We start from the raw sequence: 10544 nt of genomic DNA, 5'->3' as shown, positions 1-10544 counted from the left end.
CTAGCCGCGCCGACCCTTGAGAGTGACACCTTTCATGAATCCCTCGTAGGAACGGGAGATCAGGTGCGCCTCGATCTGGGCCGCCGTATCCAGCCCGACGCCAACCACGATGAGCAGTGACGTCCCGCCAAAATAGAAGGGGACGTTGAACTGACCGATCAGAAGGGTGGGGAGCACGCAGACGGCAGAAATATAGATAGCGCCGGCAAAGGTGAGCCGGCTGAGTACGGTATCGATGTACTCGGACGTGGCCTTGCCGGGACGGATACCAGGAATGTATCCCCCCTGTTTTTTGACGTTATCCGCCACGTCCACGGGGTTGAACGTCACAGCCGTGTAGAAATAACAGAAGAAAATGATGAATGCAACAAAAAAAACATTGTACAGCCAGTGGCTGGGGGTCATCATCGAGGCGACGGTCTGCACCCAGGGAACGTCGACCAGGTTGGCCACCGTCGCCGGAAACATGATGATGGAACTGGCGAAGATCGGCGGGATGACCCCGCTCATGTTGACCTTGAGTGGCAGGTGGCTGCTCTGCCCACCATAGTTGCGCATCCCCACCACGCGCTTGGCATAATGGATGGGGACCCGGCGCTGGCCACGCTCCATGAAAATGATGGCCGCAATCACTACCACCATCACCGCCAGGATGAGCAGCATGAGGAAAATCGACAGGGCGCCGGTCTGCAGCAGGCGGATGGAGTTGACCAGGGCCGACGGAATCATGGCGACGATACCGGCAAAGATGATCAGCGAGATACCGTTGCCAATGCCGCGCTCGGTGATCTGCTCTCCGAGCCACATGATGAAGGCGGTACCGGCCGTCAGGGTAATGATCGTCAGCAGGATGAATCCCATCCCCTGATCGGGGACCACCGGCTCACCGGCCGGGCCGCGCATGGTCTGCAGGCCAACGGCGATGCCCGCGCCCTGGATAACCGACAGGACAATGGTGCCGTAGCGGGTCCAGCGGGTGATCGTCTTACGCCCCTGCTCCCCCTCCTTGGCCAGCCGCTCGACCGGCTCGAAGACAACGGTCAGCAGCTGCAGAATGATGGAGGCGCTGATGTACGGCATGATCCCGAGGGCAAAAACGGTCATGCGCTCCAAGGCACCGCCGGTGAAGGCGCTGACCAGACCGAGCAAAGTCCCTTGCGTCCCCTCGAAGAACTTGGCCAGAACCTGCGCATCGACACCGGGGGTCGGGATGTGACAGCCGACACGATAAACTGCGAGCATACCGAGGGTGAACAGAATCCGGCGACGCAGTTCAGGAATACCGAAGATGTTCTGGATACTCGCAATCAATTTAAATGACCTCGGCTTTGCCGCCGGCCGCTTCAATCTTGGCCACGGCCGATTTGCTGAACTTATGCGCCTTGACCGTCAAGGCCTTGGTAAGGTCGCCATCGCCAAGGATCTTGATTCCATCGCCCAGGGCCTTGACCAGGCCGGCCTTGCCGAGAGCTTCGAAGTCGACGACGCTGCCGGCTTCGAACAACTCGAGATCGCGCAGGTTCACCAAGGCGTAGACTTTCTTGACCAGCGGCGTAAAACCACGCTTCGGCAGGCGCCGCTGCAGCGGCATCTGACCGCCTTCGAAGCCGGCCTTGATGCTGCCGCCCGAACGGGCCTTCTGCCCCTTGTGCCCTTTGCCGGCAGTTTTACCAGTGCCGGAACCGGCCCCGCGACCGAGGCGTTTCCTGTTTTTCGTCGAACCGATTGCCGGTTTCAAATTGCTCAGGTCCATATCACTCTATCCTTACTGAATCACTCTTCGACCGAAACCATATGGGCGACTTTGCGGATCATTCCGCGAATCTCCGGAGTGTCCTGCAGAACCACGGTCTGGTTCAGCCTGGTCAGCCCCAGCCCCTTGAGGACCTTGGTGAAATATTCTGGGCGGCCGATGCCGCTTTTCTTCTGGGTAACCTTGATCTGCCCGGGCATGTCACTCTCCTTGCCGCTGAATTACTGCTGCTCGCCGGCCGAAAGCCCGCGGCGAGCCATGATCTCCTCAGCACTTCTGAGCTGCTTCAGCGCGTTGACCGTCGCCTTGACCACGTTGTGCGGATTGTTGGAGCCGAGACATTTCGACAAAATGTCACCGACGCCGGCAGACTCGAGCACAGCACGAGCGGCGCCACCGGCAATGACGCCAGTACCGGCCGAGGCCGGCTTGAGCAACACCTTGCCGGCGCCGAACTTGCCAAGCACGTCGAAGGGGATGGAACGACCCTTGAGCGGGATGCGGATCAGGTTTTTCTTCGCCTGCTCCACCCCCTTGCGGATCGCTTCCGGCACTTCCTTGGCCTTGCCCAGTCCATAGCCAACACACCCCTGGCCGTCACCGACTACCACCAGGGCGGAAAAGCTGAAGCGGCGGCCACCTTTGACGACCTTGGCACAGCGGTTGATGTGGATAACCCGGTCAGTCAAATTCAATTCGTTGGGATCAATGCGAAGCAAAGACATCCTCCTTCACCTAAAAAGAGAGGCCGGCTTCCCGGGCAGCGTCGGCAAGAGCCTTGACGCGGCCGTGGTACAGGAAACCGTTGCGGTCGAAGACCACCTGCTTAATGTTCTGTTCCAGGGCTTTTTTGGCGATGGCGATACCCACCGCCTTGGCAGCCTCAACATTACCGGTATATTTCTGCCCGTCGGCAACGTCTTTGGAGACGGTCGAAGTGGCCACCAGCGTCCTGCCGGTGCCATCCTCGATGATCTGGGCGTAAATATGTTTGGCACTGCGGAAGATGCAGAGCCGCGGCCGCCCGGATGTTCCCCGAACCTTGCGGCGTACCCGCACCTGGCGCTTCGTGCGTGCCTGACGTCTTTCGTTTGCGACGCTCACAGTCTTTCTCCTTGGCCTCTAATCACTTATTTTTTGCCGGTCTTGCCGGCCTTGCGGATGATCCGCTCGTCGGCGTACTTGATCCCCTTGCCCTTGTAGGGCTCGGGACCACGGAACGAACGTATCTTCGCCGCCGTCGCACCGACCAGTTCCTTATCAATTCCCCGAACCGTGACCTTGGTCTGTTTCTCCACTTCGGCCGAGATCCCCTCCGGCAGCGGGTATTCGACGGGGTGAGAGTAGCCCAGGGCGAGGTTGAGCACGCTCCCCTTGAGATCGGCGCGATAACCGACGCCATTGATCTCGAGGACTCTCGCGTACCCCTTGGTCACCCCCTCGACCATGTTGGCAATCAGCGTGCGGGTCAGACCCTGCTGCGAACGGTCGGGTTTGCCATCTGCGCGCCGCGTGATCACGACCTGGTCGGCCTCGACGGCGATATCGACACCGGTGCCGAGGGTCCGCTGCAGACTGCCCTTGGGCCCCTGGACGCTGATGGCCGAGCCGCTGAGGGCGATCTTGACCCCGGCGGGAATCATAACGGGTTTTTTGCCAATTCGTGACATCGTCAATACTCCTTCAGCCGGTTGCGCTACCAGATGGTGCAGAGAAGCTCGCCGCCGACCTGCGCCTCACGCGCCGCGGCATCGGCCAACACGCCCTTCGAGGTCGACAGAATGGCGCAGCCCAGGCCGTTCTTAACCGAGGGAATCTCGTCCTTGCTCACATAGACACGGCGACCGGGAGTGGAGACGCGCTTGATTTCGTGGATCACGGGCAGATTCTCGTCGTCGAATTTGAGATAAAGCCGCAGCACGCCCTGCTTCTCGTCGCTGACGGTCTTGAAATTCTTGATATAGCCGAGATCCTTGAGCACCGAGGCGATCGCCACCTTGAGGTTGGACGAGGGGAGATCCACCTTCTGGTGCTTCGCCAGCCCCGCATTGCGAATGCGGGTCAGCATATCCGCGATAGGATCAGTCATTGACATGGATGCAGCTCCTTGAGTTCTCTTTACCAGCTAGACTTAATCACGCCCGGAATCTTCCCTTCCGACGCGAGTTTGCGCAGACAGATCCGGCACATGTCAAATTTGCGATAGTAGGCGCGGGGTCGGCCGCAGAGAGGACAACGATTGTACTCCCTGACACCGAATTTCTTCGGCCGTTCCGCCTTGATCATCATCGATTTTTTTGCCACAGCTTTCCTCCGCTATCCTTCCGGCTATTTACGAAACGGCATGCCCAGGCTGGTCAGAAGGGCGCGCCCCTCTTCGTCAGTCCTGGCCGTGGTGACGATCGTCACGTTCAGCCCCTTCACCTTGTCGATCTTGTCGAGATCGATCTCGGGAAAGATGATCTGCTCGCGGATCCCCAGCGTGTAATTGCCGCGACCATCGAAGGCCTTGGACGAAACGCCCTTGAAGTCGCGGACGCGGGGCAGCGCGACATTGATCAGGCGGTCGAGGAACTCGTAAGCCCGATCGCGACGCAGAGTCACCATGCAGCCGATGGGCATCCCCTCGCGGAGCTTGAAGGTGGCGATCGACTTCTTGGCCTTGGTGATAACAGCCTTCTGGCCGGTCAGCCGACTCAGTTCGTCAACAGCCGATTCCAGAACCTTGATGTTCTGGATTGCCTCACCGAGCCCCATGTTGATCACCACTTTTTCGACCCGGGGGACCTCCATCACATTTTTCAGCTGCAGGTCCTTCATCAGCTGAGGCACCAGCTCGGTCTGATACATTTCTTTCATTCTGGCCATGGAAATTCTCCGTTACTTATCCACAATCTCGTTGCACTTCTTGCAGAAGCGGGCCTTGCTGCCGTCATCGAGAATGCGGATGCCGGTACGGGTCGGCTTGTTGCAGGCGCCGCAAAGCAGCAGGACGTTGGAGGCCGCCAACGGCGCCTCCTTCTCGATTATTCCACCTTCGGCATTGGCACGGGTGGGACGGGAATGACGCTTGACCACGTTGAGGCTTTCCACCACGACCCGGCCCTTGTCGGCCAGAACGCGCATGATCTTGCCCGTCTTCCCCTTATCCTTTCCCGCTATGATCATCACCATGTCATTTTTTTTGACATGAAGCTTATTGCTCGCCATTGTAACCTATCTCCCTGTTGCTGTATTAAAGAACTTCAGGCGCCAGCGAAACGATCTTCATGAACTTACGGGCACGAAGTTCACGGGCGACGGGTCCGAAAATACGGGTTCCGACGGGCTCACCGGCAGGGTTGACCACGACGGCGGAGTTGTTGTCGAACCGGATGTACGAGCCATCGGGACGAGGGACCTCCTTGGCGGTCCGGACGATCACAGCACGTACCACATCACCCTTTTTGACCTTGGAATTGGGGAGAGCCTCCTTGACGGAGCAGATGATGATATCCCCAAGGCCGGCGTATTTCCGTTTGGAGCCGCCGAGCACCTTGATGCAGCAAAGTCTCCGAGCACCGGAGTTGTCTGCGACATCAAGCATCGTCTGCATCTGAATCATGATACGTATCTCCTAAACGGTTACGTTTTTTTCCAAAATTTCGCGGACTCTCCACCGCTTGTCCCTGGACAGCGGCCTGGTCTCCACGATCAGCACCTTGTCGCCAACAGCACAACTGTTCTGCTCGTCGTGTGCCTTGCACTTCACACGGCGCTTGATGTATTTCTTGTAAACAGGATGCATGACCAGTTGATCGACGTTGACCACCACGGTCTTGTCCATCTTATCGCTGACCACAATCCCGACTCGGGTTTTCCGATTGCCACGCTCAGTCGCCATATCCGTCCTCGTAATCCTCTTTATCCCTGTTTCTGCCGCAGAACCGTCTGCACCCGGGCAATATCTTTTCTGGCCTGGGTAATTCGGGAGGTATTTTCCAGATGGCCGGTGTGCAACTGGAAACGCAGGTTAAACAGTTCCTGGTTGAGCTCCTGCGCCTTCTTCTGCAGTTCCTCGATGTTGAGGTCCTTGATTTCTTCAGCCTTCATGGCCCGCCTCCTCCCTGATCACGAATTTGGTCTTCATGGGGAGTTTGTGTGCAGCAAGGCGTAGCGCCTCGCGGGCCACTTCCTCTTCAACTCCCTGCATTTCGTAAAGCATCAGGCCGGGGCGAACCACAGCGACCCAACTGTCCGGCGAACCCTTCCCCTTACCCATACGAGTTTCGGCAGGTTTGCGGGTGAGCGGCTTGTCGGGGAAAACGCGAATCCAGATTTTACCCCCGCGCTTGACGTAACGGGTCATGGCGCGACGGGCTGCCTCGATCTGCCGCGAAGAGAGCCAGCCACACTCCAGTGCCTGCAGACCGAAGTCGCCGAAATTGAGGGCGGTTCCACCGGTTGCCGCGCCGGTCATGCGACCTTTGAACTGTTTTCTATGTTTAACCTTCTTGGGCATCAACATGACTGTGACTCCTGTCCCGTGCTATTTCGGTTCCTGCTTGAGGATTTCGCCCTTGAAGATCAAAACCTTGACGCCGATGATGCCGTAGGTCGTCTTCGCTTCGGCAAAACCGTAATCGATGTCCGCACGCAGGGTATGCAGGGGGACACGGCCCTCGCGATACCACTCGGTCCGACTCATCTCGGCGCCGCCAAGGCGTCCGCTGCAGTTGATCTTGATCCCCTGCGCACCGAACTTGAGTGCCTGACTGACGCTCTTCTTCATGGCGCGGCGAAAGGCGACCCGGCGCTCGAGCTGCAGTGCGACGTTTTCAGCCACCAACTGGGCGTCAATTTCCGGTTTGCGCACTTCCTGAATATTGATGAAGACTTCCTTGTCGGTGAGTTTGGCCAGCTCTTTCTTGAGGGCCTCGACCTCGGAACCCTTCTTGCCGATGATTATGCCGGGACGGGCGGCAAAAATGTTGATCTTCGCCTTGCTGGCGGCCCGCTCAAGCTCGATCTTAGAAATCCCGGCATGATAGAGCCGCTTTTTCAGATAAGAACGCAGCTTGATATCCTCATGGAGCAGCCTGGCGTAATCGCCTTCCGCGTACCACTTGGAATCCCAGGTCCGGATGATCCCGAGACGAAATCCTATTGGATGAACTTTCTGGCCCAAACTATCACCTCCTTGGACAATTTACTTTTCGTCGAGAACGACGGTAATGTGACTGGTCGGTTTGCGTATCTTGGTGGCCCGGCCCTGCGCCCGGGGCAAAAAGCGCTTGAGCACCGGCCCCTGGTCAACAGAGATTGCCTTGACGAAAAGTCGGTCGACGTCGGAGACGCCCTGCTGCTCGGCATTAGCCACGGCGGAACTCACCAACTTGGAGACGACGTCAGCCGCCTTCTGCGGAGAGAACTTCAGAATGTTCAACGCCTCCTGAATCCTCTTGCCGCGCACCATATCCACAACCAGTCGAGTCTTCTGGGGAGAGAGGCGCACATATCTCAGTTTGGCTCTGGCTTCCATGAACTAGTACTCCTTAGCGCTATCGCTATTTTTTCTTGAGTTTGCTCTTCTTGTCGGAGCCGTGCCCGTAATAGGTGCGCGTCGGGGCGAACTCCCCCAGCTTGTGACCGACCATGTTCTCGGTGACGAAAACCGGGATGAACTTCTTGCCATTGTGCACGGCGAACGTATGACCGACGAACTCCGGGATGATGGTAGAACGCCGCGACCAGGTCTTGATCACTTTCTTGGAGGTGGTCCCGCCCTCGACATCAACCTTGCGGAGAAGACTCTCCTCGATATACGGCCCTTTTTTAATCGATCTAGCCACTGCCGTCTCCTCTATCTACAAAGGCTTATTTCTGCTTCCGCCGCACAATGAAGCGGTCGGTCCGTTTGTTGACACGGGTCTTGTAACCCTTGGTCGGCACACCCCACGGCGTGACCGGATGCCGCCCACCGGAGCTCTTGCCCTCGCCACCGCCATGCGGATGGTCGACCGGGTTCATCGCCACACCACGGGACTGCGGACGCTTGCCGAGCCAGCGATTGCGACCGGCTTTGCCAATCTTGACATTCTCGTGATCCGCGTTGCCGACCTGACCGATGGTGGCACAACACTCCTGCAGCACCAGGCGAACCTCGCCGGAGGGCATCCGCAACTGGGCGTACTTGCCTTCCTTGGCTGCAATCATGGCGTAGGTGCCGGCACTGCGGGCCAACTGTCCCCCCTTGCCGACCTTGAGTTCCACATTGTGCACCCAGGTACCGAGAGGAATAGCGCGGATGGCAAGAGCGTTGCCGGGCTTGATGTCGGCCTTGTCGCTGGCAACAACGGTGTCGCCGACGCTGATGCCGATGGGGGCCAGAATATAACGCTTTTCACCGTCGGCATAATTGAGCAGCGCAATGCGCGCCGAACGGTTGGGGTCGTACTCGATCGATACGATCTTCGCCGGAACCTCCTTTTTGTCCCGCCGGAAATCGATCAGCCGGTACTTGCGCTTGTGCCCGCCGCCGGTGTGACGGCTGGTGATACGCCCGTAGCTGTTGCGGCCGAAGCTGCGCTTCAGAGGAGCGACAAGAGACTTCTCGGGGGTGGCAGTCGTGATCTCCTCGAAAGTCGAGGCGGTCATGTGACGACGTCCCGGCGAGGTCGGCTTGAACTTTTTGATCGCCATTATGGTAACTCCGTATCGCTGAATAACAGTCCGTTAGACGCCAAAGAAATCGATGTTGCTGCCTTCGGCCAAGGTGACATAGGCTTTCTTCCAGTTGGAACGCTTGCCGAAGTTGCGGCCCACGCGCTTCACCTTGCCGGCCACCAGCACCGTGTTGACGTTCTCGACCTTGACATCGAAGGCCTTCTCAACGGCCTGCTTGATCTCGATCTTGTTGGCATCGATGGAGACTTCAAACGCCACCACCCGACCTGCTTCCTTCTGCAGACTGGTCTTCTCGGTGACCAGCGGCTGCCTGATGATTCTGTATAGCGGCTTCATTACGCTAACGCTCCTTCCAACTGGGAGACGGCCCCCTCGGTGAGCACCAGATTGCGGTACTTCATCACGTCGTAGACATTGACACCCTCGGCTCGCAGCACCTTGACCTGCGGGAGATTGCGGGCCGAAAGCTCGACAGCCGGGTTGGCCCCGTCAATCACCACAAGGGCGTTGGCCAGGTCGAAGCGGTTGAGGATTTCAACAAACCCCTTGGTGCTTATCTTCTCAAGCTCGAGAGCGTTGAGCACCGTCAGCTTCTCCTGTTTGAAGCGCACCGAGATGGCGCTCTTGAGAGCTGCCTTCTTCACCTTGCGATTCAGCTTGAAGTCGTAGTCGCGGGGATGCGGACCGAAGGCGGTACCGCCGCCGACATAATGCGGAGCGCGGATGCAGCCCTGACGGGCGTTGCCGGTACCCTTCTGCTTATACGGCTTCTTGCCGCCGCCCCGGACCTCACTGCGGGTCTTGGAATCGGCCGTACCCTGCCGGCGGGCCGCCAGCTGGTAGCGCACCATGTCGTGAATCAGGTAGGAGCGGACATCGGAATTGAAGATGTCATCAGCAAGCTCACGCTCGGCCACCTGGTTTTTATTTATGTCGTAGACAGCTATCTTTGCCATGGTCGTTCTCCAAAATCATCAGCGCAAAGGCTATTTTTTCTTGGCCTTGATGCCCTTGCGGATTATCACCAGGGAGTTCTTCGCCCCAGGGATGGCACCCTTGACCAATATCAGGTTTTCGTCCGGGCGAACTTCCACCACTTGCAGGCTCTGCACGGTCACCCGTTCATTGCCCATCTGGCCGGCCATCTTCTTTCCCTTGAAGACACGGGAAGGCCAGGCACTGGCACCGATGGAACCAGGCGCACGATGGAACATGGAACCATGGGTCGCGCGGCCGCCGGCAAAGTTCCAGCGCTTGATGACCCCCTGGAACCCCTTTCCCTTGCTGGTCCCCGTCACGTCGATGATGTCGCCGGCGGCAAAGATACTGTCGCAGGTGAGTTCGTCGCCAACATTGTAATTGTCGACGCTCTCGGCCCGAAGCTCGCGCAGATGGGCAAAGGCCCCCTTGCCGACCTTCTTGAAATGACCCATCTCCGGCCTGTTCACCCGATGACTCTTTTTGGCCCCGAAGCCGAGCTGCAGAGCGTTGTAGCCATCCGTGGCCACGGTTTTTTTCTGCAGCACCACGCAGGGGCCGGCCTCGACGACCGTCACCGGTATGCACCGGCCATCCGCGGCAAAGACCTGGGTCATCCCCAGCTTCTTACCCAAGATTCCCTTTATCATTGCAAGTACCCTTACCTGTCGTAGTAGATAATGAACTAGAGCTTGATTTCGACGTCAACGCCGGCGGACAGATCGAGTTTCATCAGCGCATCCACGGTCTGCTGGGTCGGCTCCAGGATGTCCAGGAGGCGCTTGTGGGTGCGCATTTCGAACTGCTCACGGCTCTTCTTGTCAACATGCGGACCGCGCAGCACGCAGTACTTGTTGATGATCGTCGGCAGCGGAATCGGTCCGGCCACCCGGGCGCCGGTACGCTTGGCGGTGTCGACGATCTCGTTGACCGAAAGATCGAGCAGCTTGTGGTCATAAGCCTTTAAACGAATTCTTATCTTCTGGCTCGGCATGTGACTATCCTCTATTACTCGATGATTTCGCTGACAACACCGGCGCCGACGGTCCGGCCACCCTCACGGATGGCGAAGCGCAGCTCCTTGTCCATGGCGATCGGGGTGATCAGGCTGACGGTCATGGCGATGTTGTCGCCGGGCATGACCATC

At 58.2% G+C, this 10544-nt stretch carries 23 protein-coding genes; all 23 read right to left on the bottom strand.

What is annotated here, in order from left to right:
- The gene (gene secY, locus VD811_00585; protein HXV19467.1) at positions 1-1311 is read right to left on the bottom strand and encodes a preprotein translocase subunit SecY; all 1311 of its coding nucleotides are present in this window, start codon (positions 1309-1311) and stop codon (positions 1-3) included.
- 1 nt (position 1312) lies between these two features.
- Positions 1313-1753 carry a 50S ribosomal protein L15 gene (gene rplO, locus VD811_00580; protein ID HXV19466.1) on the bottom strand — a complete coding sequence of 147 codons (441 nt, stop codon included), beginning with the start codon at positions 1751-1753 and terminating at the stop codon, positions 1313-1315.
- A 20-nt stretch (positions 1754-1773) separates the two neighbouring features.
- Positions 1774-1953, bottom strand: a complete 180-nt coding sequence (gene rpmD / locus VD811_00575; GenBank protein ID HXV19465.1) for a 50S ribosomal protein L30 — start codon at positions 1951-1953, stop codon at positions 1774-1776.
- Positions 1954-1974: 21 nt separating this feature from the next.
- A complete protein-coding gene (rpsE, locus tag VD811_00570; protein ID HXV19464.1) occupies positions 1975-2472 on the bottom strand; it encodes a 30S ribosomal protein S5 in 498 nt (165 codons plus the stop codon).
- Between the two features lie 16 nt (positions 2473-2488).
- Positions 2489-2857 carry a 50S ribosomal protein L18 gene (gene rplR, locus VD811_00565; protein ID HXV19463.1) on the bottom strand — a complete coding sequence of 123 codons (369 nt, stop codon included), beginning with the start codon at positions 2855-2857 and terminating at the stop codon, positions 2489-2491.
- Between the two features lie 26 nt (positions 2858-2883).
- The gene (gene rplF / locus VD811_00560; GenBank protein HXV19462.1) at positions 2884-3423 is read right to left on the bottom strand and encodes a 50S ribosomal protein L6; all 540 of its coding nucleotides are present in this window, start codon (positions 3421-3423) and stop codon (positions 2884-2886) included.
- 26 nt (positions 3424-3449) lie between these two features.
- Positions 3450-3848: a 30S ribosomal protein S8 gene (gene rpsH, locus VD811_00555; GenBank protein ID HXV19461.1), complete on the bottom strand. Its 399-nt coding sequence runs from the start codon at positions 3846-3848 to the stop codon at positions 3450-3452.
- A gap of 23 nt (positions 3849-3871) precedes the next feature.
- Positions 3872-4057, bottom strand: coding sequence for a type Z 30S ribosomal protein S14 (locus VD811_00550; GenBank protein ID HXV19460.1), 186 nt, complete (start codon positions 4055-4057; stop codon positions 3872-3874).
- A gap of 24 nt (positions 4058-4081) precedes the next feature.
- Positions 4082-4621: a 50S ribosomal protein L5 gene (gene rplE, locus VD811_00545; protein ID HXV19459.1), complete on the bottom strand. Its 540-nt coding sequence runs from the start codon at positions 4619-4621 to the stop codon at positions 4082-4084.
- A gap of 12 nt (positions 4622-4633) precedes the next feature.
- Positions 4634-4963 carry a 50S ribosomal protein L24 gene (gene rplX, locus VD811_00540; protein HXV19458.1) on the bottom strand — a complete coding sequence of 110 codons (330 nt, stop codon included), beginning with the start codon at positions 4961-4963 and terminating at the stop codon, positions 4634-4636.
- A 25-nt stretch (positions 4964-4988) separates the two neighbouring features.
- The gene (gene rplN, locus VD811_00535) at positions 4989-5357 is read right to left on the bottom strand and encodes a 50S ribosomal protein L14 (protein ID HXV19457.1); all 369 of its coding nucleotides are present in this window, start codon (positions 5355-5357) and stop codon (positions 4989-4991) included.
- 12 nt (positions 5358-5369) lie between these two features.
- The gene (gene rpsQ, locus VD811_00530; GenBank protein HXV19456.1) at positions 5370-5636 is read right to left on the bottom strand and encodes a 30S ribosomal protein S17; all 267 of its coding nucleotides are present in this window, start codon (positions 5634-5636) and stop codon (positions 5370-5372) included.
- A gap of 20 nt (positions 5637-5656) precedes the next feature.
- Positions 5657-5845 carry a 50S ribosomal protein L29 gene (rpmC, locus tag VD811_00525; protein HXV19455.1) on the bottom strand — a complete coding sequence of 63 codons (189 nt, stop codon included), beginning with the start codon at positions 5843-5845 and terminating at the stop codon, positions 5657-5659.
- Positions 5835-6260 carry a 50S ribosomal protein L16 gene (rplP, locus tag VD811_00520; protein HXV19454.1) on the bottom strand — a complete coding sequence of 142 codons (426 nt, stop codon included), beginning with the start codon at positions 6258-6260 and terminating at the stop codon, positions 5835-5837. Before rplP ends, rpmC begins: the two co-directional genes overlap by 11 nt.
- Positions 6261-6281: 21 nt before the next feature.
- Positions 6282-6920 (bottom strand): 30S ribosomal protein S3, encoded by a 639-nt coding sequence (gene rpsC, locus VD811_00515; GenBank protein ID HXV19453.1) that lies wholly within the window; start codon positions 6918-6920, stop codon positions 6282-6284.
- Positions 6921-6941: 21 nt separating this feature from the next.
- Positions 6942-7274: a 50S ribosomal protein L22 gene (gene rplV / locus VD811_00510; protein ID HXV19452.1), complete on the bottom strand. Its 333-nt coding sequence runs from the start codon at positions 7272-7274 to the stop codon at positions 6942-6944.
- A 25-nt stretch (positions 7275-7299) separates the two neighbouring features.
- A complete protein-coding gene (gene rpsS / locus VD811_00505; protein HXV19451.1) occupies positions 7300-7584 on the bottom strand; it encodes a 30S ribosomal protein S19 in 285 nt (94 codons plus the stop codon).
- 25 nt (positions 7585-7609) lie between these two features.
- Positions 7610-8434, bottom strand: coding sequence for a 50S ribosomal protein L2 (gene rplB, locus VD811_00500; protein ID HXV19450.1), 825 nt, complete (start codon positions 8432-8434; stop codon positions 7610-7612).
- A 33-nt stretch (positions 8435-8467) separates the two neighbouring features.
- Positions 8468-8755: a 50S ribosomal protein L23 gene (locus VD811_00495; protein ID HXV19449.1), complete on the bottom strand. Its 288-nt coding sequence runs from the start codon at positions 8753-8755 to the stop codon at positions 8468-8470.
- Complete coding sequence (gene rplD / locus VD811_00490) at positions 8755-9375, bottom strand: 50S ribosomal protein L4 (protein HXV19448.1); 621 nt, start codon at positions 9373-9375, stop codon at positions 8755-8757. Before rplD ends, VD811_00495 begins: the two co-directional genes overlap by 1 nt.
- A 30-nt stretch (positions 9376-9405) precedes the next feature.
- Complete coding sequence (gene rplC / locus VD811_00485) at positions 9406-10044, bottom strand: 50S ribosomal protein L3 (protein ID HXV19447.1); 639 nt, start codon at positions 10042-10044, stop codon at positions 9406-9408.
- A 38-nt stretch (positions 10045-10082) separates the two neighbouring features.
- Entirely contained in the window at positions 10083-10391 is a 309-nt protein-coding gene (gene rpsJ, locus VD811_00480) for a 30S ribosomal protein S10 (protein ID HXV19446.1), read from the bottom strand.
- Positions 10392-10405: 14 nt separating this feature from the next.
- The coding region (gene tuf / locus VD811_00475) for an elongation factor Tu (GenBank protein ID HXV19445.1) at positions 10406-10544 on the bottom strand (139 nt) is incomplete at its 5' end.

It is taken from the genome of Desulfuromonadales bacterium, from assembly GCA_035620395.1.
Classification (GTDB): Bacteria; Desulfobacterota; Desulfuromonadia; order Desulfuromonadales; family DASPGW01; genus DASPGW01.
The sequence above is the reverse complement of the archived record's forward strand: the minus strand, read 5'-3'. Positions and strand labels throughout refer to the sequence as shown.

Excerpts from the sequence above, each read along its gene's own strand:
- rpmD (HXV19465.1), bottom strand. The coding sequence starts at position 1,953 with ATGCCCGGGCAGATCAAGGTTACCCAGAAGAAAAGCGGCATCGGCCGC.
- rpsQ (HXV19456.1), bottom strand. The coding sequence starts at position 5,636 with ATGGCGACTGAGCGTGGCAATCGGAAAACCCGAGTCGGGATTGTGGTC.
- rplE (HXV19459.1), bottom strand. The coding sequence starts at position 4,621 with ATGGCCAGAATGAAAGAAATGTATCAGACCGAGCTGGTGCCTCAGCTG.
- rplX (HXV19458.1), bottom strand. The coding sequence starts at position 4,963 with ATGGCGAGCAATAAGCTTCATGTCAAAAAAAATGACATGGTGATGATC.
- rplP (HXV19454.1), bottom strand. The coding sequence starts at position 6,260 with ATGTTGATGCCCAAGAAGGTTAAACATAGAAAACAGTTCAAAGGTCGC.
- rplD (HXV19448.1), bottom strand. The coding sequence starts at position 9,375 with ATGGCAAAGATAGCTGTCTACGACATAAATAAAAACCAGGTGGCCGAG.
- rplV (HXV19452.1), bottom strand. The coding sequence starts at position 7,274 with ATGGAAGCCAGAGCCAAACTGAGATATGTGCGCCTCTCTCCCCAGAAG.
- VD811_00495 (HXV19449.1), bottom strand. The coding sequence starts at position 8,755 with ATGAAGCCGCTATACAGAATCATCAGGCAGCCGCTGGTCACCGAGAAG.
- rplN (HXV19457.1), bottom strand. The coding sequence starts at position 5,357 with ATGATTCAGATGCAGACGATGCTTGATGTCGCAGACAACTCCGGTGCT.
- rplF (HXV19462.1), bottom strand. The coding sequence starts at position 3,423 with ATGTCACGAATTGGCAAAAAACCCGTTATGATTCCCGCCGGGGTCAAG.
- rpsH (HXV19461.1), bottom strand. The coding sequence starts at position 3,848 with ATGTCAATGACTGATCCTATCGCGGATATGCTGACCCGCATTCGCAAT.
- rplO (HXV19466.1), bottom strand. The coding sequence starts at position 1,753 with ATGGACCTGAGCAATTTGAAACCGGCAATCGGTTCGACGAAAAACAGG.
- rpmC (HXV19455.1), bottom strand. The coding sequence starts at position 5,845 with ATGAAGGCTGAAGAAATCAAGGACCTCAACATCGAGGAACTGCAGAAG.
- rplB (HXV19450.1), bottom strand. The coding sequence starts at position 8,434 with ATGGCGATCAAAAAGTTCAAGCCGACCTCGCCGGGACGTCGTCACATG.
- rpsJ (HXV19446.1), bottom strand. The coding sequence starts at position 10,391 with ATGCCGAGCCAGAAGATAAGAATTCGTTTAAAGGCTTATGACCACAAG.